General features: G+C 66.8%; 26 protein-coding genes. 5 read left to right on the plus strand and 21 right to left on the minus strand.

Features of this window, described 5'->3' with window-relative positions; genetic code table 11:
• Nucleotides 1–25 precede the first annotated feature (25 nt).
• The 13 genes from FIV34_RS15740 to FIV34_RS15800 all read right to left on the minus strand — a co-directional run bounded on the left by FIV34_RS15740 (nucleotide 26) and on the right by FIV34_RS15800 (nucleotide 13,120).
• On the minus strand, nucleotides 26–1,477 hold the full coding sequence (locus FIV34_RS15740; RefSeq protein ID WP_139984402.1) for a flagellin N-terminal helical domain-containing protein: 1,452 nt from the start codon (nucleotides 1,475–1,477) through the stop codon (nucleotides 26–28).
• A 300-nt stretch (nucleotides 1,478–1,777) separates the two neighbouring features.
• On the minus strand, nucleotides 1,778–2,974 hold the full coding sequence (gene flgL / locus FIV34_RS15745; RefSeq protein WP_139984404.1) for a flagellar hook-associated protein FlgL: 1,197 nt from the start codon (nucleotides 2,972–2,974) through the stop codon (nucleotides 1,778–1,780).
• 2 nt (nucleotides 2,975–2,976) lie between these two features.
• A complete protein-coding gene (gene flgK, locus FIV34_RS15750) occupies nucleotides 2,977–4,848 on the minus strand; it encodes a flagellar hook-associated protein FlgK (RefSeq protein ID WP_139984407.1) in 1,872 nt (623 codons plus the stop codon).
• Between the two features lie 12 nt (nucleotides 4,849–4,860).
• Nucleotides 4,861–5,865, minus strand: coding sequence for a flagellar assembly peptidoglycan hydrolase FlgJ (gene flgJ, locus FIV34_RS15755; RefSeq protein ID WP_139984409.1), 1,005 nt, complete (start codon nucleotides 5,863–5,865; stop codon nucleotides 4,861–4,863).
• Between the two features lies 1 nt (nucleotide 5,866).
• A complete protein-coding gene (locus FIV34_RS15760) occupies nucleotides 5,867–6,973 on the minus strand; it encodes a flagellar basal body P-ring protein FlgI (RefSeq protein ID WP_139984411.1) in 1,107 nt (368 codons plus the stop codon).
• Nucleotides 6,973–7,653: a flagellar basal body L-ring protein FlgH gene (gene flgH / locus FIV34_RS15765; RefSeq protein WP_139984413.1), complete on the minus strand. Its 681-nt coding sequence runs from the start codon at nucleotides 7,651–7,653 to the stop codon at nucleotides 6,973–6,975. The genes FIV34_RS15760 and flgH overlap by 1 nt, the downstream gene beginning before the upstream one ends.
• A gap of 11 nt (nucleotides 7,654–7,664) precedes the next feature.
• Nucleotides 7,665–8,450 carry a flagellar basal-body rod protein FlgG gene (flgG, locus tag FIV34_RS15770; RefSeq protein WP_139984415.1) on the minus strand — a complete coding sequence of 262 codons (786 nt, stop codon included), beginning with the start codon at nucleotides 8,448–8,450 and terminating at the stop codon, nucleotides 7,665–7,667.
• Between the two features lie 62 nt (nucleotides 8,451–8,512).
• Nucleotides 8,513–9,253, minus strand: a complete 741-nt coding sequence (gene flgF, locus FIV34_RS15775) for a flagellar basal-body rod protein FlgF (protein ID WP_139984417.1) — start codon at nucleotides 9,251–9,253, stop codon at nucleotides 8,513–8,515.
• A 20-nt stretch (nucleotides 9,254–9,273) separates the two neighbouring features.
• Complete coding sequence (gene flgE, locus FIV34_RS15780; RefSeq protein ID WP_139984419.1) at nucleotides 9,274–10,500, minus strand: flagellar hook protein FlgE; 1,227 nt, start codon at nucleotides 10,498–10,500, stop codon at nucleotides 9,274–9,276.
• A 21-nt stretch (nucleotides 10,501–10,521) separates the two neighbouring features.
• Nucleotides 10,522–11,178: a flagellar hook assembly protein FlgD gene (locus FIV34_RS15785; protein ID WP_139984422.1), complete on the minus strand. Its 657-nt coding sequence runs from the start codon at nucleotides 11,176–11,178 to the stop codon at nucleotides 10,522–10,524.
• Between the two features lie 9 nt (nucleotides 11,179–11,187).
• Nucleotides 11,188–11,601, minus strand: a complete 414-nt coding sequence (gene flgC, locus FIV34_RS15790) for a flagellar basal body rod protein FlgC (protein WP_139984424.1) — start codon at nucleotides 11,599–11,601, stop codon at nucleotides 11,188–11,190.
• Nucleotides 11,598–12,017 (minus strand): flagellar basal body rod protein FlgB, encoded by a 420-nt coding sequence (flgB, locus tag FIV34_RS15795; RefSeq protein WP_139984426.1) that lies wholly within the window; start codon nucleotides 12,015–12,017, stop codon nucleotides 11,598–11,600. Before flgB ends, flgC begins: the two co-directional genes overlap by 4 nt.
• 185 nt (nucleotides 12,018–12,202) lie before the next feature.
• Complete coding sequence (locus FIV34_RS15800; RefSeq protein WP_139984428.1) at nucleotides 12,203–13,120, minus strand: chemotaxis protein; 918 nt, start codon at nucleotides 13,118–13,120, stop codon at nucleotides 12,203–12,205.
• Nucleotides 13,121–13,273: 153 nt separating this feature from the next.
• Here FIV34_RS15800 and FIV34_RS21560 point away from each other — a divergent pair, with 153 nt between their 5' ends.
• The 5 genes from FIV34_RS21560 to FIV34_RS15825 all read left to right on the plus strand — a co-directional run bounded on the left by FIV34_RS21560 (nucleotide 13,274) and on the right by FIV34_RS15825 (nucleotide 17,453).
• A complete protein-coding gene (locus FIV34_RS21560) occupies nucleotides 13,274–14,587 on the plus strand; it encodes a methyl-accepting chemotaxis protein (RefSeq protein WP_211352646.1) in 1,314 nt (437 codons plus the stop codon).
• The gene (gene flgA, locus FIV34_RS15810) at nucleotides 14,584–15,282 is read left to right on the plus strand and encodes a flagellar basal body P-ring formation chaperone FlgA (protein WP_246058647.1); all 699 of its coding nucleotides are present in this window, start codon (nucleotides 14,584–14,586) and stop codon (nucleotides 15,280–15,282) included. Before FIV34_RS21560 ends, flgA begins: the two co-directional genes overlap by 4 nt.
• 105 nt (nucleotides 15,283–15,387) lie before the next feature.
• A complete protein-coding gene (gene flgM, locus FIV34_RS15815; protein ID WP_139984432.1) occupies nucleotides 15,388–15,693 on the plus strand; it encodes a flagellar biosynthesis anti-sigma factor FlgM in 306 nt (101 codons plus the stop codon).
• Nucleotides 15,690–16,136 (plus strand): flagella synthesis protein FlgN, encoded by a 447-nt coding sequence (locus FIV34_RS15820; RefSeq protein ID WP_139984435.1) that lies wholly within the window; start codon nucleotides 15,690–15,692, stop codon nucleotides 16,134–16,136. The genes flgM and FIV34_RS15820 overlap by 4 nt, the downstream gene beginning before the upstream one ends.
• A gap of 48 nt (nucleotides 16,137–16,184) precedes the next feature.
• Nucleotides 16,185–17,453: an EAL and HDOD domain-containing protein gene (locus FIV34_RS15825; protein ID WP_139984437.1), complete on the plus strand. Its 1,269-nt coding sequence runs from the start codon at nucleotides 16,185–16,187 to the stop codon at nucleotides 17,451–17,453.
• A 1-nt stretch (nucleotide 17,454) separates the two neighbouring features.
• Here the strand turns inward: FIV34_RS15825 and FIV34_RS15830 are convergent, their stop codons facing one another.
• From FIV34_RS15830 to rsmD, 8 genes are all read right to left on the minus strand, one after another.
• On the minus strand, nucleotides 17,455–17,865 hold the full coding sequence (locus FIV34_RS15830) for an MAPEG family protein (protein ID WP_139984439.1): 411 nt from the start codon (nucleotides 17,863–17,865) through the stop codon (nucleotides 17,455–17,457).
• Nucleotides 17,866–17,881: 16 nt separating this feature from the next.
• A complete protein-coding gene (locus FIV34_RS15835) occupies nucleotides 17,882–18,940 on the minus strand; it encodes a TMEM43 family protein (protein ID WP_139984441.1) in 1,059 nt (352 codons plus the stop codon).
• Nucleotides 18,940–19,797 (minus strand): MBL fold metallo-hydrolase, encoded by an 858-nt coding sequence (locus tag FIV34_RS15840; RefSeq protein WP_139984443.1) that lies wholly within the window; start codon nucleotides 19,795–19,797, stop codon nucleotides 18,940–18,942. Before FIV34_RS15840 ends, FIV34_RS15835 begins: the two co-directional genes overlap by 1 nt.
• 10 nt (nucleotides 19,798–19,807) lie before the next feature.
• Entirely contained in the window at nucleotides 19,808–21,526 is a 1,719-nt protein-coding gene (gene ggt, locus FIV34_RS15845; RefSeq protein ID WP_139984444.1) for a gamma-glutamyltransferase, read from the minus strand.
• A 63-nt stretch (nucleotides 21,527–21,589) separates the two neighbouring features.
• Nucleotides 21,590–21,847, minus strand: coding sequence for a YfhL family 4Fe-4S dicluster ferredoxin (locus tag FIV34_RS15850; protein ID WP_139984447.1), 258 nt, complete (start codon nucleotides 21,845–21,847; stop codon nucleotides 21,590–21,592).
• 87 nt (nucleotides 21,848–21,934) lie between these two features.
• Nucleotides 21,935–22,438, minus strand: a complete 504-nt coding sequence (locus FIV34_RS15855) for a hypothetical protein (RefSeq protein ID WP_139984449.1) — start codon at nucleotides 22,436–22,438, stop codon at nucleotides 21,935–21,937.
• 16 nt (nucleotides 22,439–22,454) lie between these two features.
• Nucleotides 22,455–22,958 carry a pantetheine-phosphate adenylyltransferase gene (gene coaD / locus FIV34_RS15860; RefSeq protein ID WP_139984451.1) on the minus strand — a complete coding sequence of 168 codons (504 nt, stop codon included), beginning with the start codon at nucleotides 22,956–22,958 and terminating at the stop codon, nucleotides 22,455–22,457.
• 27 nt (nucleotides 22,959–22,985) lie between these two features.
• Nucleotides 22,986–23,555, minus strand: a complete 570-nt coding sequence (rsmD, locus tag FIV34_RS15865) for a 16S rRNA (guanine(966)-N(2))-methyltransferase RsmD (RefSeq protein ID WP_139984453.1) — start codon at nucleotides 23,553–23,555, stop codon at nucleotides 22,986–22,988.
• Between the last annotated feature and the right edge of the window lie 2 nt (nucleotides 23,556–23,557).

Raw genomic sequence — 23,557 nt, forward strand, 5'->3', positions numbered from 1 at the left:
CGGGGCTGGCGGTGTCCCGCGGTTATTAGCCGAGGAGCTTGGTGACGATCTGCTGCGAGGAGTTCGCGGTGGCGAGCACCGAGACACCGGCCTGCTGCAGGATCTGCGCCGAGGACATGTTCGCCGTTTCCTGGGCGAAGTCGGCGTCGGTGATGGCCGACTTCGACGAGGTCAGGTTCTGCGAGATGTTCGACAGGTTGGAGATGGTCGAATCGAAGCGGTTCTGCACGGCGCCGAGGTCCGAGCGCAGGTCGGAAACCGACTGCAGGGCGGCATCGATGCGGTTGATCGTGTCGTTGGCGGCGTCAACCGTGGAGACGCTGGAATCAGCCAGGGTCTTCGTGCTGTCAACCGTGTAGCTGGCCGCGAAACCAAGCGTCGTCGCCTTCGTGCCGCCCACCGTCAGGGCCTGGGCCGACGACATGTTGAGCTTGCCGTCCGTACCCACGTAAGCCGTCACACCTTCGCTCGAATGAGCATTGATGGCGTCAGCGACGTCCTGGGTGGACTTGAAGGTGCCTTCGATCTTGATCGCGGTGCCCGAACCGACCTGGACGGTCAGGTCGCCAGCGCCCAGGGTGAGGCTCTGCGGGGAGCCAGCCGGAGCCGTGACAGCGGTCTTGACGCCGGTGGACACGCCGGTGCCGTTGACGGTGCCGTTGTTCTTGGCGACCGTGCCCAGACCGAGCGTCGATGCAGCCGAACCGCTGAACACGGCGTCGTTCGTCGTGCTGGCGTTGGTCAGGTCCAGTTCGCCGGTGGTGGCGTTCTTGGCGGCGATCGTGCCGCCAGCGGCGGTGTTGATGGCCGAGGCAAGGGCGGCGGCGTCCGTGTAGTTACCGGCGGCGACGTTGGTGGCAACGCCCGTGGTGACGTTGGTGACCTTCAGGTCGCCAGCGGCGAGGGTGAGGCCACCCGCGCTCTTGAACTGCGACGACAGGTCGACCGCACCGGTGGCGAGCTCGCCCACCTGGTTGGCCTTCATGCCCTGGTTCAGGCCGACGGTGATGACTTCACCGACGTTGGCACCGACCTGGAAGCTGAGGTTCTTGGCCGAACCGTCGAGGACCTTCATGCCGTTGAAGTTGGTCTGCGTGGCGATACGCGTGACTTCCGACAGACGCTGCTGCACTTCGGCGTCGAGGGCCTGGCGGTCGCTCGGCGAGTTCGAGGCATTGGTCGACTGCACGGCCAGCTCGCGGATGCGCTGCAGGTTGTTCGTGACTTCGTCCAGGGCCGATTCGGTGGTCTGGGCCAGCGAGATACCGTCGTTGGCGTTCTGCACAGCGCGGTTCAGGCCGTTGATCTGGGTGGTCATGCGGGTGGAGATCGCCATGCCCGCGGCGTCGTCCTTGGCGCTGTTGATGCGGTTACCCGACGACAGACGCTCGATGGCCGAGGACAGCTTGGTCTGCGAGGTGGTCAGGTTGCGCTGGGCATTCAGCGACATGATGTTGGTGTTGATGGTCAGAGACATCGTATTAATCCTTTGGTAGCGGAACCGATTGCCGGAGTAGTTGCGGCGTATTCCGGCGGGGTTCCGTTTAGGAAAGCCGTCCGCCTCAAGGAGGTTTACGGCACGCCGGGAGGAAACTTGAGAACTTTTTCTACCTGTCAACAGTTATTTTTTGACGGAGCGGGGAAAGAGGCCCTGCCCAGCCGCTGTCGAGGTAGGTATCGGCACGGGCGCGCCGGGGTTTAGGATCATTTTTCACCTCCGTGTGAGGAAATCCGGCCCTGCCCCCTTGCCGGCAACCCTGCCTTGCTTGAAAACGGATTACTTCAGGTAGTTGAAGAGCGAAAGGTTCTGCATCTTCACGTACGCCTGCTGCGCGGCATCCAGGGCCGACTGCTGCTGGGAAAACTTGCTGGCGGCGCTGGCGTAGTCCAGGTCCTGCAGATCGGACAGCGTGCTGTCGTACTGCAGCTTCATGTCGGAACCCAGGCTGGCCTGCTGGTCGAGCGTATTCATGCGCGCGCCGATCTGCGTGCGCGTATTGAGGAAGCTGCCTGCGGCCTGGTCGATGTTCTGCAACTGGGCGTTCACCGCGTTGTTCATCGGCGCACCGCCGCCGGGCGTTTCAAAGGCGGTGATGAGCCCCGCGACGGCGGAGAACACATCCTGTGACGATGACGGCGTGACGGAGAACGAATCACCCGCGGCCGGCGCACCGGTCAGGTTGATCTGCGCGCCGTTGAAATTGATGACGCCCGACGTGCCGGTATAGGTACCGGTGCTGATCGGTGCGCCGGTCGGATTCGCGGCGTCATGGATCTCGTAATTCGACGCATCGGTAAAGGTGATGGTGTAGCTGCCACCCGTCCATGCCGACGCATCCGTGACCGAGGTGGCGCCAACGACACCGGTACCGGTGTTCGTCGTGGCAGCGGCGGTCTGGAACGTACCGTTGCCGCCACGGATGGCCATGAACACGTCATCGCCACTGTCACCGGTGGCCACCTGGATGCCGGCGCCGGCCGCGACCATGCGCTGGCCCTGGTCACCGGAATAGGTGACGCCAAGGTCCGACTGCGTGAACGGCTGCGACGACGTGCGGCTGCCGGCAAACACGTACTCGCCCTGCCCGTCCTTCGTGTTCGCGATCGCGACGAGCTGCTGCAGGTTCTGGCGCATCTCGGCAGCGATGGACTTGCGCGATTCGTCGGTCTGCGTGCCGTTGCTGCCTTCCAGCGCAAGCGTGCGAATACGATCCAGCACATCGGAGGCGCTGTTAAGCGACTGCTCTTCCACCGACAGGCGCGTGTTGGCCATGTTGATGTTGCGCGTGTACTGATCGTTCTGCGCGCTGGCCGAATTGACGTCGACGGCACGCGCCGCGGCGGCGGGATTGTCCGACGGCGACTGCATGGCCTTGCCGTTGCCGAGCGCGAGCTGGGTCTGCGACAGCTCGTACTGCCGGTTCAGCATCTGGTTGACGGACTGTTGCTGCTGCCAGGTAGTGGAGATGCGCATGATCAGCTCTGCACGGCGGAAAGGAGGGACTGGAAGATGGAGTTCGCCGTGGTGATCACCTGGGCGGACGCCGAATAGGCCTGCTGGAACTTAAGGAGGTTGGCGGCCTCCTCGTCGAGGTTCACGCCAGCGACGCTTTGCTGTGAGGCGGTGGCCTGGTCGAGGATGCTCTGCTGCGCGCTCAGTGCCGTGTTGGCCGAGGCACCGGCCGTACCCACCTGGGCGACGAGCTGGCTGTAGGCCTTGCCGACGCTGGTCACGCCACCATCGAGCACGCCCACGTTGGCGACGTTGGCCATGGCCAGCGCGTTGCCGTTGTCACCGCTTGCGCTCGAGGCCGGCTTGACGCTGAAGGTGTCGTTGATCGCCGGCTTGCCGGTGAGCTTCAGTGACCAGCCGTTGCCGGTGATCGTGTCGCCGGAGGTGTAGTTCTGGTCCGGCCCACCGTTGACGCTGTAGGTGTTCGCCGATGTGAAAACGATATTGACCGGCGTCTTGAAGTTGGCGTTGGTCGCATCGGTCACCGTCAGGCCACCGAGCACGCCGCTGCCGGTATTGGTCGAGGCCTTGCTCGCGGCCAGCGGGCCGGAGGCGGCAATCTTGTTGGTGTCGCTGACGGCCACGCTGATGGACGACGCGGCGTTGCGCGTCGGCTGGATCTGGAACGAATCACCCGCCGCGGCGCCCGGGGTGACGGTGACCTGCATGCCACCGACCACGAACGGCGAGGCGGCCGTGCCGGCACCGGTCATCGGCACGGTAACACCGGCCGTCGTCGTCGCCGACCAGTTCACGCCGTCGAAGCGCATGACGTAATCGGAGCTGCCAAGCTTGGAGACATCCGAGACGACCGCCGAGACCGTGCCCGTGCCCGTGTTCTTCGTGCTGTTGAACACCGCGGGGTCGGCGATGTTGAACATGTTGCCGCCGGCATCACCGTTCAGGTCGATACCTTGCGCGCTCTGCTTGTTCACTGCGCTGGTCAGCGCAATGGCGGCGCGGCCGAGCTGGTTGCGCGCCGGGTCCAGGACATTGGTGCGGAAATCGAACGTGGCGCCGAGCGAACCCGAACCCAGCTGGTTCGAGATCACGGTGCCCTGCGGGTCCACCACCTCCAGCCGCGACGAGTCGTACTGGTTCGTGACCGTGGCGAGCTTGGTGGAACTCGTGCCGTTGACCAGCGGCAGGCCGTTGCCGACGCTCACCGTGTACATGTGGTCGCTGGTCTGCGTGACACTCACGCCGACGATCTGCGAGAGCTGGGCCACTGCCTGGTCGCGCTGGTCGAGCAGTTCGCTGGGCTCGGCGCCGTTGGCGTAGCCCTTCTGGATCTGGCCGTTGAGGTCGGCGATGTTCTTCGCCAGCGTGTTGATGTTGTCGACCGCGCTGCTGATCTGCTGGTTCGTCTGCGTGTCCAGCGACTGGAACTGCGTGGACAGCGACTTGAACGTGGAGACCAGCGAGGTCATCTGGCCGATCAGGGCCTGGCGGCTGGCGGTGTCCACGGGCGCGTTGGCCACGTCGCTGAGGGCGCCGAAGAAGCTGTCGAGCGAGCTCTGCAGGTTGGTGGAACCGCTGACCACGTTGTTCACCGACGCGGTGAGGCTGGCGTACTGCTGCGCGCGGCTCTGCCCGGAGTTCGCCGACCACACCTGCTGCGTCAGGAACTGGCTGTACGCGCGCTGCACGCTGACGGCGTCCGCACCCTGGCCGACGTAGTAGCCGCCCTGGAACTGCGGTGCGCGCGCGTTGAACGTGGTCGTCTGCCGGCTGTAGCCGACGGTGTTCACGTTACTGATGTTGTTGCCAACGGTGGACAGGCCTACCTGCGATGCAAGCAGGCCAGAGATACCGGTGGAAAGCAGGTCAGCCATCTCGATTCCTTTTTACAGTTCTGCCGCGACGGTCTTCAGGGCGGCAAGCGCCTGCTTCATCACCGGGCCATTGGCGATATCGGTCAGCTTCTGCGCATAGCTCGGGTCCGTGGCGTAACCGCCCTGGGTGAGCGCATGGGCAAAGCCGGCGATATCGTCGCCGCGGCCGATCGCCTGCGCGTAACGCGGGCTGCTGGCGACCATGTCGGCGTAATCACTGAACGACTGCGACGGCGAGTCGTAGGCGCGGAAGCTATCCCGCTTGCGCACGGCCACGCCGTTTTCGTATTCCAGGGTCGGCACGTTCACGCGCTTGCCGTCCCAGCTGCTGCCGGCCTTGATGCCGAACATGTTGTTGCTGGCCGTGCTGCCCTGCGCGGGCATGTGCTTGCCCCAGCCGGTTTCCAGCGCGGCCTGGGCGAGCAGCGCACGTACGGACACGCCCAGCTTCTTGGCGGCCTCGATGGCGTGCGGTGCGAACTTCTCGACGAATTCCTGCGGGCTGCCGATGGAACCCACGGCGTCGGCCACGGCCGTCGCGCCCTGCCCCACGGCGCGGCCAGCGCTGCTGAGCATGTGCTCGAGCGAATTCATCAGGCCGCTGCTGGCATCCGACGGCGAGGACACCGCATCCGAGGTGGATGCCGAGCCCGTGACGCCGGTGAACAGGCCATTGCCCGCGGCATCGTTGGTCGTGCCCGTGGTGCCGCCCAGCTGGCGAATCAGCATGTCGGCGATACCGATGCCCTTGCCCTGCGAGAGGGTGACCGAGAGCTGGTGGTCGAGCATGTCGCGGTACGAGTTGGCGCCGGTGGAGCCCATGAGATCGTCGCCACCCATCGCGGCGCTGGCGTCGCGCATGGACTTCAGCATCATCTGGGTGAAGATGGATTCGAACTGCTTGGCGACCGCCGGCAGGGCCGACTTGGAATCCTTTTGCGCGGCCGTACGCAGGCCGGCAAACGCGGACATATCCGTGTAAGTGCCAAGGCGCTGGTTGTCGACCGCGGTAGCCATGTCAGATCACCACCAGTTCCGCGCGCAGCGCGCCGGATTCCTTCAGGGCCTGGAGAATGGAGATGAGGTCGCTGGGCGAGGCGCCCACCTGGTTCACCGCGCGCACGATGGAATCGAGGCTGGTGCCCGGGCCAAACTTGAACATGTGGCCGCCGTTCTCGCTGACCGCCACCTGGCTGCTCGGCACGACGGCCGTCTGGCCACGGCTGAACGCACCCGGCTGGCTCACCTGCGGCTGCTCGCTGATGGTGACCTGGATGGAACCGTGGGCCACGGCGGCGGTGCCGACCTTGACGTCGGAGCCGATCACCACGGTGCCCGTGCGCGAATTGACGATGACGCGGGCCGGTGCGTCCCCCGGGGTGACATCGAGGGCCTGGATAGTCGCCAGCCAGGACACGCGCTGCGAGGGATCCAGCGGCGCGCGCACGGCGATGGAGCCCGAATCGATGGCGTTGGCCGTACCCGCGCCAAAGTTCTGGTTGACGGCCTGGGCCACGCGGTTGGCCGTCATGAAATCGGCGGTGTTGAGGTTGAGCATGATGTCGCCGCCCTTGTCGAAGGACGTGTTCACGCTGCGCTCGATGCTGGCACCACCGGGGATGCGGCCGCTGGCAGAGATGTTCACCTGCACGCTGGAACCGCTCTTGCCCTGGGCGCTGACGCCACCGACGATGACGCTGCCCTGGGCAATGGCGTAGATCTGGCCGTCGGCACCCTTCAGCGGCGACATCAGCAGTTCGCCACCGCGGATGCTCTTGGCGTTGCCGATCGAGGCCACGGTCACGTCGATGCGCTGGCCCGGCTTGGCGAACGGCGGGATTTCGGCGGTGATGGTGACGGCCGCAGCGTTCTTCAGCTGCGGGCGCACGTTGGCGGGAACGTTCACGCCGAACTGCTGGAGCATGTTTTCCAGGCTCTGCGTGGTGAACGGGGCCTGGCTGGTCTGGTCGCCGCTGCCATCCAGGCCGACGACGAGGCCGTAGCCCACCAGCTGGTTGCTGCGCACGCCGCCGACCTGGGCCAGGTCGCGGATCTTGTCGGCATGCGCCGGCAGGAGCGCGAACAGCGCAAGCACGGCGGCGGCGGTGCGGAGGATGGTCTTCATCAGAACGGCATCCACTTCGAATCGAAGAAGCGCGACAGCCAGCCACGCGTGTTCGAATCGGCCAGGGTGCCCTTGCCGACGTATTCGATCTTCGCATCAGCCACGCGGCTGGACAGCACGATGTTGTCGTTGCCGATGTCCTGCGGGCGGACGATGCCGGAGATGCGTACCAGTTCTTCACCCTGGTTGATCGTCAGCCACTTCTCGCCCTGCACGATGAGCGCGCCGTTGGTGAGGCGCTGCGCCACGGTGACCGTGATCTCGCCGGTGAGCGCATTGCTCTGGCTGGAGGAACCGTCACCGGCGAACGAGTTGTTGCTGGCAAGGCTGGTATCGGCGACGTTGCCGCCCACTTTCAGGCCATGGCCAAGGATCGACGGCGCGGTGATGTTGTTGCCGTTCTTCTTGCTGGTGCTGGTCGCGGCCTTCTTGGTGGCCTGCGTGCTCTCCACCAGCGTGATGGTGAGGATGTCACCGACGCGATGCGCGCGCGGGTCGGCAAACAGTTCCATCGACTGCTGGTCGGCGTAGATGGAACCGGTGGCCTGCGGCTGCGACGGCGGCGCCACCGGCAGCGTGGCGGTGTACATGGGCTTCGGCGTGGGCGGCACGATGGCGCAACCGGCGAGGGTGGCGATCGGCAGCGCGGCAAGCGCAAGGCGGATAAACGGATGCTTCATGACGACGTGTCTCAGGTCTTCTGGGTGATGAACTGGAGCATCTGATCGGCGGCCGAGACGGCTTTCGAGTTCATCTCGTAAGCGCGCTGGGTTTCGATCATGTTCACCATTTCCTCGACTACGTTGACGTTCGACGATTCGAGGGCGTTTTGCTGGAGCGTGCCAAGGCCATTGAGGCCGGCCGTGCCGGTCTGCGGCGTACCGCTGGCGGTGGTCTCCAGGTACATGTTGTCGCCGCGCGGCTCCAGGCCCGCGGGATTGACGAAGTCGGCAAGCTGGATCTGGCCGACCGTCTGCGAGACGGCCGAGCCCTGGGTCGTGACGCTGACCGTGCCGTCGGTGCCGATGGTGACGGCCGTGGCGTTCGCCGGGATGTTGATCGCCGGTTCGATCGGGTAACCGTCATTGGTGACGACCTGGCCGTCCTGGTCGCGCTTGAGCGAACCGTCGCGCGTGTAGCCGACGGTACCGTCCGGCATGGTGACCTGGAGGAAGCCGCGGCCATCGATGCGGACGTCCAGCGGGTTGTCGGTCTGCTGCGAACCGCCCTGCTCGAACATCTTCTGGGTGCCGACCACGCGCACACCGGTACCGATCATCAGGCCGGTCGGCGAGGTGGTCTGCTCGGTGGTCTGGGCGCCAGCCTGCCCGCGGTTCTGGTAGGCAAGGTCTTCGAACTCGGCGCGGGCGCGCTTGAAGCCCGTGGTGTTCGTGTTGGCCAGGTTGTTCGAGACGACATCCATGCGCGTCTGCTGCGCATCGAGGCCGGTCTTGGCGATCCAGAGGGACGTGAACATCTGTGACTCCTGCGCGCTTGGCGCCTGCTATGCCGCGACGGTTTTGCGTCGCGCGGCGGTGGTTACCCCACCTGTAGCAATTTCGATGCCGACTGGGCGTTTTCGTCGGCCGACTTGATCGATCGGACCTGCATTTCGTATTCGCGGGAGAGCGAAATCATCTTCACGAGCACGTCGGAAGGGTTGACGTTGCTGGATTCCAGCGTGCCGGAGACGACGCGGACGTTGGCATCCGCTTCGGGCTGGCTGCCGTCCTTCATGTGCATCAGGCCGTCGCTGCCCGCCTGCAGCTGGTCGCTGTCCGGGTTCACCAGCTTGATGCGGTCGGTGGTGGTGAGCGTATTCGGCGCCTGGCCGAGCGGCACCACCGAAATGGTGCCGTCCCCGCCAATCTTCACGCTGGATGCCTGCGGCACCGTGATCGGGCCGCCGCCACCCATGACGGCATTCCCGCGCGCGTCCGTCAAAAGACCGTCGGCGTCGATGCGCAGGTTGCCGGCGCGGGTGTACCCTTCGGCGCCGTCCGGCGTCTGCACGGCGATCCAGCCATTGCCTTGCACGGCAATGTCCAGATCGTTGCCGGTGGCCATCTGGTTACCCTGGGTGGCATCGAAGCCGATGCCCTGGGCCACGCCATTGATCCGCGTCTGCAAACCATCGCCTTGCACGGGCAGGCTCTGGAACGCCGACAGCTCGGCCTTGAAGCCGGTGGTGTTGGCGTTGGCCAGGTTGTGCGCGACTTCGGCCTGCGCCCGCATCGTCTGCGTGGCGCCGGTCATGGCGATGTATACGGAACGGTCCATGGCGACTTTCCTTCAGGCGCTTAGTTGCGGATCTGGATGATCGTCTGGGTGAGCTGGTTGTCGGTCGAGATGACCTGGGCGTTCGCCTGGTAGTTGCGCTGCGCCTTGATCATGTTCACCAGCTGGGCGGTCAGGTCGGCCGTGTTCGAGGCCTCGAGCTGGCCTGACTGGATCGAACCCATGTCGCCGGAGCCGGCTGAGCCGCGCACGGGCTGGCCCGAATCCGCCGAGGCGGCCCAGTTGGTGTCATTCAGCTGGCGCAGGCCCTGCGGGTTGGCGAACGTCGCCAGCGCCACCTGGCCCAGCGGCATCGACACGCCGTTGGTGTACTTGGCCGATACCACGCCTTCGGACGAGACGTCGATGGCCGAGAACTTGCCGGCCGCGTAGCCGTCGTTCGTGGTGGCCGTGGTCGAGGAGGCATCGCCAAACTGGGTGACCTTGCTCATGTCCAGCGTGAGGTTGATCGGATTGGCGCCCGGGTTGGGCGACACCGCGCCGAAGTTCAGCTTGGTATTGGCGGGCGTGGTGATCGCGCCGCCGCTGCTGAAGGCCATCGGCTGGGCGCCACCGACCTGGGTACCGTCCACGGTCATGTAGGCGTTCCAGGTGTTGGAACCGGTGGCGTCCTTCGCGTAGTAAACGTTGACGGTATGCGCCGCGCCCAAGGAATCGTAGGCCTGGAACGTGGACATCGAGTTGTACGAGGTGTCGTCCTTCGGATCGAACGTGGCGTTGGCCGGCGCCGCCGCACTGGCCGAGAGGTTGGCCGTGATGCCGATGGCCGAGCTGGCCTTGGCGGCCGAGGTGCCCGAGGTGAGCTGGAGATCCTGCAGCGCGCTCTGGTCGTAGCCGCCCGACGCGGTCGGCGGATACACCTGGAGGTGCTGGCCGGTCGAGTTCACGATGAAGCTGTTGTCGTCCGGATGAAAGTTGCCCGCGCGGGTGTACGAATAGCCCGAGCCGTCGCGCAGGGTGAAGAACCCCGTGCCGCTGATGGCCATGTCGTACGAATTGCCGGTCTGCGTGGTGTTGCCGTCGCTGAACTGCTGGGCGATGTTGGTGACGCGCACGCCGCTGCCGGCGGCCGTGGCGGAAAGGTTCTGGCCGGCCACCGAATACACCTGCGAGAACTCGGCGCGCGAGCCCTTGAAGCCCACCGTGCTGGTGTTGGCGATGTTATTGGCGGTGACTTCCAGGTCCGTGGAAGCGGCATTAATGCCGCTGAGTGCGATATCGAAAGGCATGGAGGCGTGTCCTCGGTGGGATTACAGGATTTGTGCGATCTGGCTGAGCAGGGCACCGCCGTAACCGGCCACCTGCACGTACGTACCGTCGGTTCCGGAAGAACCGACGCCTTCCACCTTGCCCTTCACGAACGTGTCTGCTGCCGTCGTTCCGGAGGTGGCGGAGATCTGGTAGACGCCGGCGGCGAGCGGCGTGCCGTCGTCGGACTTGCCGTCCCAGGAAAACTGCTGGAGGCCGGCGTCGGGCTGGCCCATGGGAATGGTGCGAACCACGTTGCCCGCGCTGTCCTTCACCGTCACGTTGACGTACGTGCCGGACTGCGGGACGTTCACCGCGCCGTCGACACTGCCACCATCAGCCAGCTTCACGGCGGACGACGGGATCAGCACGTCGGTGCCGACCAGCGAGGCCGCGCGGACGAACTGGTCGCCGGTGAGGTTGGACGACAGCGTGTCGAACGAGGTCTGCAGCTGCTGCGTGGCAGCCACCTGGGAGAACTGCGCCATCTGGGCCACCATGTCGTTGGCGTCCATCGGCTTGGTCGGGTCCTGGTTGGTCATCTGGGTGACCATGAGTTTCAGGAAGTCCGACTGGTCCAGCGTCTGCGACTGCAGCTGCGAGGCGGTCGACGTGCCGGACGTATTGCTGGTGCTGCTGGTACCGCTGACGGTGGTCATGGCGTGGCCTTATTTGCCGAGGTCGAGCGTCTTCTGCATGAGCTGCCTTGCGCTGTTCATGACTTCGACGTTGTTCTGGTAGGAGCGCGACGCGGAGATCATGTTGACCAGCTCGTCGACCGGGTTGACGTTGCTTTGCCACACGTTGCCGTCGGCGTCGGCCATGGGATTGGCCGGCTCGTAGCGCGACTGCACGGGGGCCTGGCTCTCCGTGACACCGAGGGCGCGAACACCCTGGTTTTCCATCTGGCCGTTCACCTGCGACTGCACCGACGCGAACATCGGCTGCTTGGCGCGGTACGCCCCCGCTTCGCTGTTGGCCACGCTGTCGGCGTTGGCCATGTTGCTGGCGGTGGTATTGAGTCGTGCGGACTGCGCCGCCATGCCGGAGCCGGCGACGTCGAAGATGCTGAGCAGGCTCATGAACTGCCTCCGGTGATGGCGGTGCGCATCATGTGGATCTGCGCGGTGATGAAGCTCAGCGACGCCTGGTAGTGGATGGCGTTGCTGGCGAACTGGGCCTGCTCGATCTGCGTATCGACCGTGTTGCCGTCCATCGACGGCTGGGTGGCGACGCGATAGGCGAGCTTGTCGGCATCGGCCAGGGCGTACGCCGGGTTGCCGCCGATATGGCCGGACTCGGTCGCGGCCATGGCCAGGTGGTCGCCGTCCACCGCGCCGGTGGCGGCGGTGAGCGTCTTGCGGAAGTCGACGTCCCGGGCGAGGAAGCCCGGGGTGTCCGCATTGGCAAGGTTCGACGAAATGATTTCCGCACGGCGCTGCCACAGGCTGAGTGCCTGCGGGTGCATGCCGAGCAGCGGATCCGGTTTGTCGATCATGGGCGTGGCCCCCTCGTGGGTCTTGGCCCGAAGGGATCAGCAAGAGGCGTGCCACGCCCTGCCCTGAAACGCGAAACGGCGCCGCAGCGCCGTTTGTTGAGTATTTTCCCGAGGCCGCGTTGCGCGGTGCCGGTTTTCCGACGCCGCCCCGGGGTGCCAGGGCGACGTTACACCGGCGCTGGCCGTCAGGCGGGAAGCAGCTCCAGCACCGCCGTGGCCAGCACTTCCGGCTGGAACTTGGCGATAAAGCGGTCGGCGCCGACGCGGGCCACCATCGCTTCGTTGAACACGCCGCTGAGCGAGCTGTGCAAGAGCACCCGCAGGCCGCGCAGCTGGGCGTCTTCACGGATCGCACGGGTCAGGGCGTAGCCATCCATGGAGGGCATTTCGATATCGGACACCACCAGGTTCACCCGCTCGGCAGCCGGGCCGCTGGCCAGCTTCTGCAGCAGTTCCAGGCCCTCGGCGCCGTCCTTTGCCAGCAGGCATTCCAGGTCCAGCTTGCGGAACAGGTCGGCCAGCTGGGTGCGGGCCACCAGCGAATCGTCGACCACGAGCACGCGGCGAGTGCCGCCGTGCTGGCCGTGGGCGGCCTGCTGGAGCTTGTCGGAAATTTCCACCTGCTGCGGATTGATCGACGCCAGCACCTGCTCCACGTCCACCACCGCCATGAGGTCGCCGTCCAGGCGGGTCACGGCGTTCACCCGGGCGCCGTAGCCCAGTGCCGGCGGCGGCGCGGCCATCTGCCCGCCATCCACATGGACGATGCGGTCCACGTCGGACACCAGGAAGGCCTGCACGGAGCGGCTGAACTCGGTGACGATCAGGTGCGCGGTGTCCACGCTGGCCAGCGGCGGATAGCCCATGGCCGCAGCGAGGTCGACCACCGGAATGGTCTGCCCGCGGTAGTCGAAGCTGCCCGAGACCAGCTCGTGCATGCTCGGCATCCGCTCGAGGCGCGGGCGGCGCAGCACCTCGCGCACTTTGAACACGTTGATGCCGAAGGCCTGCCTGTCGCCCAGGCGGAACAGCAGCATGGCCACGCGGTTGTGGCCCGCCAGGCGGGTAAAGCTTTCCACGGTATCGAGGAGCGGACGGGCCATGGTGCGAAGGACTGCGTGTGGGGTCTTCCCGGGTATCGGCGGCCCGGCCCGGTTCTTTACCTTCGGCCATGGCACGGCGATTGCTTGGCTCAAGTCCCGAGGCCCCTGACCGATGTAGTGGGGGCAACCCTTATTGATGAGCGTACGCACGACATGACCTTGCTCTGGAGCCAGCACGTCCGCCTCCTCGCCCACGCCGCCGCTAGCGGTGATGCGGCGCGTGTGCGCGCCCTTTCGGCACAGTACCCGGCCGCCGCCAGCGCGTTGGGCGCCCTGCTCACGCCGCCCAAGGCCGAGCCGCGTACCGCGACGGCCACGACCATCCAGGCGATCGAGCAGCAGGGCATGGCGCTGACCAGCGCCCAGGCGCTGGGCGCCACGCTGCAGGAACTGGGCACCACCGTCGACGCCGGCCGTGAAGCCGCCAGTCGATTGACGGAAGCCAGCGCCGGAATTTCGACGGCGGTGGACCGGGCACATACCGGCGTCGCCTCCATGGGCGACGTAGGCACGCAGGGTGTCGCCACCGCGGGCGACCTCGACGGCCAGCTGCGCCTGTTGCGCAGCGCACTGGGCGGGATGAGCAAGAACCACGCTCAGTTCGCCGACTATTTCACCGCCATCCGCAAGCTGACGGCGGCCGTGCAGGACATCGCCCACCAGACCAACCTCGTAGCCCTGAACGCCGCGATCGAAGCCGCCCGCGCAGGTGAAGCCGGGCGTGGCTTCGCCGTGGTGGCCGACGAGGTCAAGCAGCTGGCCGAGAAGACCACCCAGGCCACCGCCGAGATCGACCAGGTGACCCACACCGTTGGCGAGTTCTCGCACCAGCTCGACGAAGCCGTGCAGGGCAGCCTGCGCCGGCTCGATACCACCCAGGCCGGCGTGGCTGGCATGCAGGCCGCCATGGGCCGCATCGACGACGCCGTGCGCGGCGCGCGCGGCAGCCTCGATGCCGCCCGCCAGGGCCTCGCCGCCTTCCAGGGCCGGGTTGCCACCGTGCAGTCGGGCCAGGCATCGCTTGCCCGGGTGGCCAACGAAACCCGCCGCCAGGCGGACGCCGCCGCCCGCGCCACCGTGCTTGCGCACCGCCTTGGCCTGGCCAAGCTCGAAACCGAAGGCGCGCTCGACGCGGCCACCCTCAGCCAGATGATTCGCGAAGCCTGCCAGGGCCTGCGCTTTGCCGTGGAACTGGCAGCGCGTGATCCGGCCGGGCTGGACCGCCGCTGGCTGGATACCACCCCGCTCATGCGCTGCATCGCGCAGCTGCGCGTGCGCCGCGCCGATGGCTCGGCGGATGCCGTGCAGGCCGCCGCGGAGCGCTTCTCCACGCAGGCCTCGCAGTACGCCATCACGCTCGGCGAAGGCCGCCACGCGGACGCCAGCCACATGGTGGCGGGCCTGCTGAAAGAGATCGATACGATCACCCAGGGGCTTTCGGTCGCCCTGTCGGTACACGCCGCTTGATCCGTCGCCTTGCCACTGCCGCCGTGATGGCCAGCCTGGCCGCCTGCCCGCTCGCCGCGGCGGCGGAGCAGTCGCTGGCGGCCATCCGCACGTCGGCGGTGAGCTGGCTCGAGCAACACCGCACCTTGCCCGACGCGCGCATGGTCGCCGAGGCCGATCCCCTGGACAGCCGCCTGCGGCTGACCGAGTGCACGGCACCCCTCGAGGTTTCGTTGCCGGGCAACCGTCCGGTCAGCGCGCGGGTCAGCGTGGTGGTCCACTGCCCGGTGCCGGGTGGCTGGACCGCCCGCGTGCCCGTGCGGGTAAAAATGTTCATGAATGTCCTCGTCACCACGCGGCCACTGGCGCGCGGCGACGGCCTCGGGGCGGCGGATGTCCGCCTCGAGGAGCGTGACGTCGCCAGCCTCGCCTACGGTTACGTGGCGGCGCTGGACCAGGTAGGCGGCCGTGCCCTGGCGCGGCCGATCAATGCCGGCACGGTGCTGACGCCGGGCATGCTCGCGGGCCGGCAGGCCGTCCGCGTGGGCGATGCCGTCAGCATGGAGGCCAGTGTGGACGGCGTGGTGATCCACGCCGATGGCGTGGCGATGGGTGCCGGCGATACCGGTGCCAGGGTCAAGGTTCGCAATGCGTCCTCAGGGAAGATCCTGGACGCTGTCGTCAGCGGGCCGGGATCTGTCGCCGTCCTGCCATGAAAGAACTATGCATCCGGTCACACTTTGCCGGATAAGGGCAGTTAAAGTTTGGCCCCCGAAGGCCGATACAGGCTTCGAGGGACACACGTTCCGAGGGATATACCCATGACGACGACGATCAAACCGGGCATCCAGCCCCAGCAGCCGCCAGTCCAGCTGCGTTCGCAAAGCCAGGCCACGGGCGGTTCCGCCAAGGCCGGTGGCGCTGCCAGCGTGCGCACGACCGACGACAGCGTAAACATCACCGATTCGGCCAAGGCGCTCGACGCCGCCAGCCGTTCGGACGGCATCGACAGCAAGCGCGTGGATGAAATCCGCGCCAAGCTGGCCGACGGCACCTACAAGCCGGACGCCCAGGCCATCGCCAGCAAGTTCGCGGCCATGGAAGCCCAGATGGGTGGCAAGGCATGAATGCGGGCAGCCGCGACTTCGACAGCGCCCTCAGCGCCGTGATGGGCGACCTCGCCCGTGAGGTCGATGCGCTGCACGCCTGCCTGATTGACGAGCGCATGGCGCTCGACCAGGCCAACAGCGATGCGCTGCAGACCATCACCCGCAGCAAGGGCAGCCTGCTGGACCGCATCGACCGGCTGGACAGCGAACGTCGCCAGCTGGGCGCCGCGGGCAATATCGACAGCGCCAACGACCCACGCTGGGCACCGACGTTTTCGCGCATCGGTGAGTGCCGCCAGATCAACGAAACCAACGGCCGCATCGTCAGCCAGCGGATCGGCCACGTGCGCCAGGCACTGGCGTTGATTTCGGGCGATTCCACCGGCGGCGCGGCCGCTACGTACGGGCCGCGGGGCAGCACCCAGGTCAGGCTACGCTCGGGCATACTCGCGCAGGTCTGACCCACCAAGACACCCTCCCCGCCCTCGTTTAGCCCAAGAAGAACAGCAATGGCAGTGACCCCCCAGGCGGCAGCGGTGAACGACGACGGCATCCTTCCGATCGTCCGTGTTCCCGTCCTTGACCGGAAGCAGGCGCTGTTCGCCTACGAGCTGCTCTTTCCCCGCCAGGCGGGCGTGGATGTGGACACGGCCGCCACGGCCCATACCCAGGCCACGCTGAGCGCCATCGCCGATGGCAGCCTGAAGCGCCTGGTACGCGATAACCGCGCCTTCCTGCACATGTCCCGCGAACTTCTGCTCGAGCACGCGGACATCCTGCGCCATAACGCGCGCCTGGGCGCCAGCATCAGCGCCGACATCGGCGGCGACGAACAACTGCTGGAAAAGCTCCGTGAGCTGAAGAGCCACGGCTGCCTGCTGATGCTCGAAGACTTCAACCTGCCCGCCGACCCCGCGCACCGCGCCGGCGTCGACGCGCTGCTGCGCATCGTGCAATTCGCCAAGGTCGCGGTGAGCCATCGCCACCCGGTCGCGGCACGCGCGCACATGGATTACGTCCACGCGTTCGGCGTCAAGGTCATCGTGACCGGCATCGATACGCACGAAGTCTTTGCCGACTACGCCGACCAGGACGTGGACGGCTTCCAGGGCAAGTACCTGCTGCGCCCCGAGCGCGTGGACATGCCGCGCCTTTCGCCGAGCAAGCTGGGCGTGCTGCGCCTGATGGGTGCCCTCCAGGATCCGGAGAATGGCCCGGTCGAACTGGGCAAGATCGTGCGCGACGACGCCATCCTCAGCTACAAGCTGCTCGGCTGCGTGAACTCGGCGTATTTCGCCCTGCCCCGCCAGCTGAAATCCGTGGAACAGGCGGCGGTGTTCTTCGGCGTCAACCGCATGCGCAACTGGATCTTCACCATGGCCATGTCGGGCATGGATGAGCGTCCGCCGGAGCTGCTGCGCCAGGCGCTGATTCGCGCACACATGTGCGAAAAACTCGCGCGCCGGATCAAGCCGGAGCTGCAGGAAATGGCCTTCACGGCCGGCCTGTTCTCACTGCTCGACGCGCTGATGAACGTGTCGATGGCCTATGTGCTGGAACACCTTCCGCTGGCCATCGAGATCCGCGAGGCCTTGCTGGACGGCACCGGCCCGTTCGCCCCCATCCTCGACCAGGTGCGCCACTGGGAACAGGGCGAACTGGAAAGCGATGCGGCCCTCCGCGAAGAGCACGTGCACCAGCTGGCGGCGCTCTACCTGGAAGCCACCATCTGGGCCGATCACGTCTACGCCTTCGCCGACGGCAGCGCCGCCGCGTAAGTCAGGTGAGCGTGGGGGCAATGACGTGGATCACCACGTATTGCCAGATCAACATCAGCGCCATCGCCACCAGGACCACCAGCGTCAGTGCCGCGCCTACCGCGCGGCCGGCTGACATGCCCGGCGTGGACGACAGGCCCAGCGCGTGGGCGATGCGGCCCACGACCAGCACGATGCCGAACACGTGCAACAGCAGCGGCAGCGTCTGGTTGAGCTCAAGCACGAGCAACAGGATCAGGCCAAGCGGCACGTACTCGATGGCGTTGCCATGGGCGCGCACCGCACAGGCGAGCACACGGTTGCCACCGTCACCCAGGCCAATGCTTGTGTTCCTGCGCAAGAGCATCACCCGGACGGCGAGTCCGATCATCAGCAGGGCAAGCAAGGCGGCGTAAATGCCGGTGATGCGCATGGGAAATCCTGGCGTGTCAGTGGGAGGCGCGCGCGGCGTGCTGCTGCACGCGCCAGATGGCCAAACCGCCCCCGAGGACGGCGAAAAGCAACCATACGCTCGCGGCCATCGCGTCGCCAGCCAGCCACATGGCGCCAGCCACCGCGGACACCGCGACGACGCCCATGCCGATGCCGAAGAGGATATCCCGGCCGAAGCGGCCGCCGGCGGCAAGCAGCAACGCCCCCAGGATGGCCAGCACATATGCCGCCGCGCGCACGGCCACCGGCGCCATCGGCGGCTCGGGCAGCGCGGGTAGTACATCGAGGAGGCTGCGCTCGCCTACCTGGACGTCAAAACCCGTATCGCCCGGCCGGGCCGGCTTGCCCGGGACGAGGGCGTCGCCGTCGATCCGCGCCAGCACGGTCATGTCCTGCAAGGGCACGGCCTCCCAGCTCACGCGCAGGTCGCCCAGGCGCGGGCGCTCGGGCTTGCTGCTGGTGAACAGGACGCCATCGTGTGCCGTGAAGGTGGCCGCCAGGTTAGGCGGCAGCGTCTTGCCGTCCACCGCCACCGCCACGCGGCCCGGGAAGTCACGCACGATCTCCGTGGACAGCCGGAAGTTACCCAGCTTCACTTCGCCCGCCTCGAACTGCCGCCCCTGCACGGGGAAGGCGCCCGGATTCACGTGGCCGGCCGGCTTGGCAAAGCTCGTGGCGTCGATCGGTCGATCCACCCAGTCCATTTCGTAGTGGGTATTGCCACCTACGGTGATTTCGCGCCACTGGAACATCTCGACGTGGCGAATCAGCACGGGGGAATCGCTGCGCACGTTGAACTCGTTGTCGTGCGGTGCGTCGACCACCTGCGGCATCCCGCTCACGCGCGTGACCGAACCGTACTGGCCGGCGCCCGGCCGCCCCGCGGCACCGAGATCCAGCACCGGCGCACCGTGGCGCGCCAGGGCGGCCGTGTAATCCATCACCCGGCGTTCGTTCCAGGCAATCAGGCCCAGCCCGCACAGCAGCAGCACGGCGCCAGCCAGCTTTGCGCCCTGCGCCAGGCGACTGCCCTCGTTTGTCTTCGTCGACCTCATCAAGCCCCCTGTGCCCACCCGACCAGCGTCGCATGGGTATCGGCCGCGTGGTAGCGGCCTTTATCGTCCTGAGCCACCGACGCCATGGCGCAATCGTGGTCGTGCGTGAAAAACAGCCGTACGCCACGCGCCAGCTTGTCGTCGAGGAAGGCCTTCTTCTCGTCGATCAGCTTCTCCGGCCAGCGGTCGTAGCCCATCGTGACCGGCAGGTGCACCCAGGCACGCCCCGGGATCAGGTCCGCGCAGAACGCGACGCCGCCGACTTCCGCCAGCATCAGGCCAGGCGTATGGCCTTCCGAAAACTCGAAGCGCACCGCATCGCCGAGCGACGACGGCTTGCCCGGTTCTATCAGTTCAAGCCGGCCGGATGCGTCGAGCAGCGCCATGATCTCCGGGATGAACGACGCGCGATCGCGCGGGTGCGGATGGCGGGCGCGCTCGTAGTGCTCGCGGCCCACGAGGAAGCGCGCGTTGGGAAACAGCAGCCGCGCGGGCTGGCCTTCTTCCCACGGCGCCAGCAGGCCCCCGGCGTGATCGAAATGCAGGTGCGAGAGGACGACGGCATCGATGTCTTCATGCGAGAGCCCCGCCTCGGCCAGCGAGTCGAGGAGCACATGGCGGTCTTCGACGACGCCGTAGCGCTCGCGCATCGCCGGATCGAAGAACGCGCCGATACCCGTCTCGAACAGCACGTTGCGGCCGTCGAGGTCCGTGGCGAGCAGGCAGCGGCACGCCAAGGGGATGCGGTTCTCGTCGTCCGGCTGGATCCAGCGGGACCACAGCGCACGGGGCGCATTGCCAAACATGGCCCCGCCGTCGAGCTTCTGCGAATTACCGATGAGCGACCAGAGTTTCATGCCGGTTACCTTACTGCACCTTGCCGAGGCCCGAAGGCCGGCGCGGATCGCTGGCCGCCTCGAGCGTGTTGCTGCGGTGATCCCAGGTGACGACGTTCATGAAGCCCCACGGCGAGCGCGGATGCAGCGCGTAACCCATGTCGGTCAGCGTCTTCGTCGTGGCGGCATCGAACACACCGTCCTCCACATCGACACGGTCCGGGAGGTACTGGTGGTGGTAGCGCTTCTGCGCGGTGATCGCGCTGGCGCCCTTGCCGTCGATAAAGGCCAGGATGCCCTCGAGCACCTGGGTGATGATGGTCGAGCCGCCCGGCGAACCAATCACCGCCGTGCGGTCGGCGCCGAACACGAAGCTCGGCGACATGGACGACAGCATGCGCTTGCCCGGCTCCGGCTTGTTGGCCTCGGCGCCACGCAGGCCGAACGCATTGGGCTGGCCCGGGACGAGCGCGAAGTCGTCCATTTCATCATTGAGGAACACACCGGTGCCGTCGGCGATGAAGCCCGAGCCGAACTCGAGGTTCACGGTAAGCGTGGAGGCGACCATGTTGCCGTCCGCATCGATCACCGAGAAATGCGTGGTGTGCATGCCCGGCTCCGACGCCATGGCGGCGGGAAGAAGATCGGACGGCGTGGCCTTGTCGGGCGAGATCGTGGCACGCAGGCCATCGGCGTAGTGGCGCGAGAGCAGCATGTCCAGCGGCATCTTCACGAAGTCCGGGTCGCCCAGGTATTCGTTGTGGTCGCGAAACGCGCGGCGCATGGCCTCGATGGTGAGATGCGTGGCATGCGCGACGTCCAGCTTGCCCAGGTCGTAGCCAGCGAGGATGTTGAGCACTTCGGCAATCGCGACGCCACCGGATGACGGCGGCGGCGCGGTGACGATGCGATAGCCCTTGTAGTCGATGCGCAGGGGCTCGCGCTCTTTCACCTTGTAGGCATCGAGGTCGGCCTGGCTCCAGTTACCGCCGGCCTTGCGCGAGGCGTCGACGAGGAGTTTCGCGGTGTCGCCCTTGTAGAAGCCCTCGGCGCCCTTCCCGGCAAGGCGCTGCAGCGTCTTTGCGAGGTCCGGCTGCTTCAGCGTCCAGCCCTGGGCGGGCACCTTGCCGCCGGGCAGCAGCACCGCGGCGGACGACGGGTAGCGCGACAGGACGTCCTGGTTCTCGGCGATGGTGCCGATGAAGCGGGCGTCGGGCTGGTAGCCCTCGCTGGCGACGCGGATGGCCGGGGCGAGCGACTGCGCCAGCGGCAGCTTGCCGTAGTGCGACGCGAGCCAGGCCAGGCCGGCGGGCTCGCCCGGGATGCCGGCCGATAGCGGCCCGTGCGTGGAGACGTCGCGATTGGGCTTGCCGTCCTTGCCGAGGTAGACCTTCATGTCAACGGCCTTCGGCGCGGTTTCGCGCGCGTCGATGAAGACGTCGCGGTTGTCCTTCGCCACATGGAGCATGGCCATGAAGCCGCCGCCAAGGCCCGAGCTCTGCTGCTCGACCACCGCCAGCGTGGACGACACCGCGATCGCGGCGTCGAAGGCGTTACCGCCCTTCGCCAGCACTTCGAGGCCCGCGTTCGTCGCCAGGTAGTTGGCGCTGGCGATGGCCGCGTGGCCGGGGCCACGCACGGTGCCGGCCTGGGAGGTGGGCAGCGGGCGCTGGTCGGCAGCGACCACACCGGAACCGGCGACAAGGAACAGGCTCGCGGCGAGCACGCGCCACGATGGGACATGGACCATGGGGGTCTCACTTCATGGGGATGATCTCAACCCATGAGGTTACCCGATCGGGGCGCCGAGGTCTTACGAGGCGGCCTTGGCCATCAGGTGCTCGTACTTGCGCATGAGCTGGTCGTGGGTCTCGACGTGGTCGGGGTCGTGCGGGATGCATTCCACCGGGCACACCTCGACGCACTGCGGGTTATCGAAATGGCCCACGCACTCGGTGCACAGGTCCGGATCGATGACGTAGTACTGCTCGCCCAGGGAGATGGCCTTGTTCGGGCACACGGGCTCGCAGACGTCGCAGTTGACGCAGGTATCGATGATCAGGAGGGACATGCGCCGATTTTAGCCTGTTTCGAGCCGGCGCATACGGAAAGGGCGCCTCGCGGCGCCCTTTCCTGTACCAGCGGTAGCCGGTGGGTATTACATGGCCACGAAGCGGTAGGTCGCACCGGTCGGGGCCAGGGCATCGCCCACGCGCTGCTGGTCGGCCTGGTCGCCGATGAACAGGATGATCACGTTCTTGAACGAGCCGGCGTTGGCGCCCTTGAAGGCCTCAACCATCAGGTCGGCCGTCTTGGCGGACTCGGGGCCGCCGAACACCAGCATATTGCCCGGGGTAACGCCGCGAGCAACGGTGCCCTGCACGTTTTCAAGCTGGCGCGCGCGGCCGTCCTGGCCCGCCTGGTCGTCGCCAGCCGGCACGAAGTACGGGAACGGACGGTCAGCCGTCATGCCCTGCATGTTCTTCCGCACGATCTGGCCGAAGTACTGGCTCCACGCCTTGGTGTCGGTCGGGTTGGTCGGCTTGGCCACCGTGGCTTCCTGGGTCGAGGCGGCCTGGTCGGCATCCTCGGACTTGTTGCAGGCGGACAGGGCCAGGGCGGCGGTCAGGGCCACGGACGCGGCGAGGACGAACTTACGCATGATGATCACCTTTGGTTTAAGAATTGCGCCAGCGCTGGCGCATGGCCTGCTGCACCGCGGGATGCACGAAGCCGGAGATATCGCCACCCAGGCGACCGATTTCACGCACGAGCGACGAGGAGATAAAGCTGTACTGCTCAGCCGGGGTCAGGAACAGCGTCTCAACCCCGGGGATGAGATGGCGGTTCATGCTGGCCAGCTGGAATTCGTATTCGAAATCCGACACGGCGCGCAAGCCACGCAGGATGACGCCCGCGCCGATTTCGGTGACGAAATTGGCCAGCAGGCTGTCGAAGCCGCGCACTTCCACGTTGGGCAGGTCGGCCAGGGCCAGCCGCGCCAGCGCAATGCGCTCGCCCAGGCTGAAGCCCGGGCCTTTGTTACGGCTCTCGGCCACCGCGACGACGATACGGTCGAACAGCGGCGCCGCCCGTGAGACGAGGTCGGCATGGCCGTTCGTAATCGGGTCGAAGGTACCCGGGTAGACGGCGAGGCGCGGATTGACCGGCGGAGGAGTCATGGATGCACGGGTCGGGGAAAACGCGGGCTAGCTTAGCGGATCAACCGGGATGCGGCGATAGAGGGTGTAGGTCACCCCCCCGGCGTGGCCCTGGCGATGCAACTGCCATGCCTCCGGCAGCTCCGGCGTCACGCCCGTCGGTGCCTCCACATAGATCCACGCGGAGGGCGCCAGCCAGCCGTGCGCCTCGAGCGCAGCCGCCGCGGCATCCCACAGGTGATCGGCGAACGGCGGGTCCATGAACACCACGTCGAACGGCTTGCCGCCGGCCTTCAGCCAGCGCGCGGCATCATCGCCCACCACTGCGGCCTGGACCTTCAGCCGGGCCAGGTTCGCCTTCAGCGCGGCGCCAAGCTTCGGGTCGCGCTCGACGAAGGTCACCACCGCCGCGCCACGCGACAGGGCCTCGATGCCAAGGGCCCCGGTGCCAGCGTACAGATCCAGGCAACGCGCACCCCCGATCACCGGCTGCAGCCAGTTGAACAGGGTTTCGCGCACGCGATCGGGCGTGGGACGGAGGCCCGGCATGTCGGGGACATCCAGGCGTGACTGGCGCAGGGAGCCGCCAATGATGCGGATATGGCCGGTGGAGCTCATCG

It is taken from the genome of Luteibacter pinisoli, from assembly GCF_006385595.1.
In the GTDB taxonomy this organism is placed as follows: domain Bacteria; phylum Pseudomonadota; class Gammaproteobacteria; order Xanthomonadales; family Rhodanobacteraceae; genus Luteibacter; species Luteibacter pinisoli.

Coding starts and splice junctions, on each gene's coding strand:
- FIV34_RS15830 (WP_139984439.1), bottom strand. CDS start 17,865: ATGCGCATCACCGGCATTTACGCCGCCTTGCTTGCCCTGCTGATGATC.
- flgE (WP_139984419.1), bottom strand. CDS start 10,500: ATGCCTTTCGATATCGCACTCAGCGGCATTAATGCCGCTTCCACGGAC.
- FIV34_RS15820 (WP_139984435.1), top strand. CDS start 15,690: ATGAATGCGGGCAGCCGCGACTTCGACAGCGCCCTCAGCGCCGTGATG.
- FIV34_RS15855 (WP_139984449.1), bottom strand. CDS start 22,438: ATGCGTAAGTTCGTCCTCGCCGCGTCCGTGGCCCTGACCGCCGCCCTG.
- flgB (WP_139984426.1), bottom strand. CDS start 12,017: ATGATCGACAAACCGGATCCGCTGCTCGGCATGCACCCGCAGGCACTC.
- coaD (WP_139984451.1), bottom strand. CDS start 22,958: ATGACTCCTCCGCCGGTCAATCCGCGCCTCGCCGTCTACCCGGGTACC.
- flgL (WP_139984404.1), bottom strand. CDS start 2,974: ATGCGCATCTCCACTACCTGGCAGCAGCAACAGTCCGTCAACCAGATG.
- flgG (WP_139984415.1), bottom strand. CDS start 8,450: ATGTTCACGTCCCTCTGGATCGCCAAGACCGGCCTCGATGCGCAGCAG.
- FIV34_RS15850 (WP_139984447.1), bottom strand. CDS start 21,847: ATGTCCCTCCTGATCATCGATACCTGCGTCAACTGCGACGTCTGCGAG.
- FIV34_RS15800 (WP_139984428.1), bottom strand. CDS start 13,120: ATGGCCCGTCCGCTCCTCGATACCGTGGAAAGCTTTACCCGCCTGGCG.
- FIV34_RS21560 (WP_211352646.1), top strand. CDS start 13,274: ATGACCTTGCTCTGGAGCCAGCACGTCCGCCTCCTCGCCCACGCCGCC.
- FIV34_RS15785 (WP_139984422.1), bottom strand. CDS start 11,178: ATGACCACCGTCAGCGGTACCAGCAGCACCAGCAATACGTCCGGCACG.
- rsmD (WP_139984453.1), bottom strand. CDS start 23,555: ATGAGCTCCACCGGCCATATCCGCATCATTGGCGGCTCCCTGCGCCAG.
- flgC (WP_139984424.1), bottom strand. CDS start 11,601: ATGAGCCTGCTCAGCATCTTCGACGTCGCCGGCTCCGGCATGGCGGCG.
- flgF (WP_139984417.1), bottom strand. CDS start 9,253: ATGGACCGTTCCGTATACATCGCCATGACCGGCGCCACGCAGACGATG.
- FIV34_RS15825 (WP_139984437.1), top strand. CDS start 16,185: ATGGCAGTGACCCCCCAGGCGGCAGCGGTGAACGACGACGGCATCCTT.
- FIV34_RS15760 (WP_139984411.1), bottom strand. CDS start 6,973: ATGAAGACCATCCTCCGCACCGCCGCCGCCGTGCTTGCGCTGTTCGCG.
- flgH (WP_139984413.1), bottom strand. CDS start 7,653: ATGAAGCATCCGTTTATCCGCCTTGCGCTTGCCGCGCTGCCGATCGCC.
- flgJ (WP_139984409.1), bottom strand. CDS start 5,865: ATGGCTACCGCGGTCGACAACCAGCGCCTTGGCACTTACACGGATATG.
- FIV34_RS15835 (WP_139984441.1), bottom strand. CDS start 18,940: ATGAGGTCGACGAAGACAAACGAGGGCAGTCGCCTGGCGCAGGGCGCA.
- ggt (WP_139984444.1), bottom strand. CDS start 21,526: ATGGTCCATGTCCCATCGTGGCGCGTGCTCGCCGCGAGCCTGTTCCTT.
- FIV34_RS15840 (WP_139984443.1), bottom strand. CDS start 19,797: ATGAAACTCTGGTCGCTCATCGGTAATTCGCAGAAGCTCGACGGCGGG.
- flgM (WP_139984432.1), top strand. CDS start 15,388: ATGACGACGACGATCAAACCGGGCATCCAGCCCCAGCAGCCGCCAGTC.
- FIV34_RS15740 (WP_139984402.1), bottom strand. CDS start 1,477: ATGTCTCTGACCATCAACACCAACATCATGTCGCTGAATGCCCAGCGC.
- flgK (WP_139984407.1), bottom strand. CDS start 4,848: ATGGCTGACCTGCTTTCCACCGGTATCTCTGGCCTGCTTGCATCGCAG.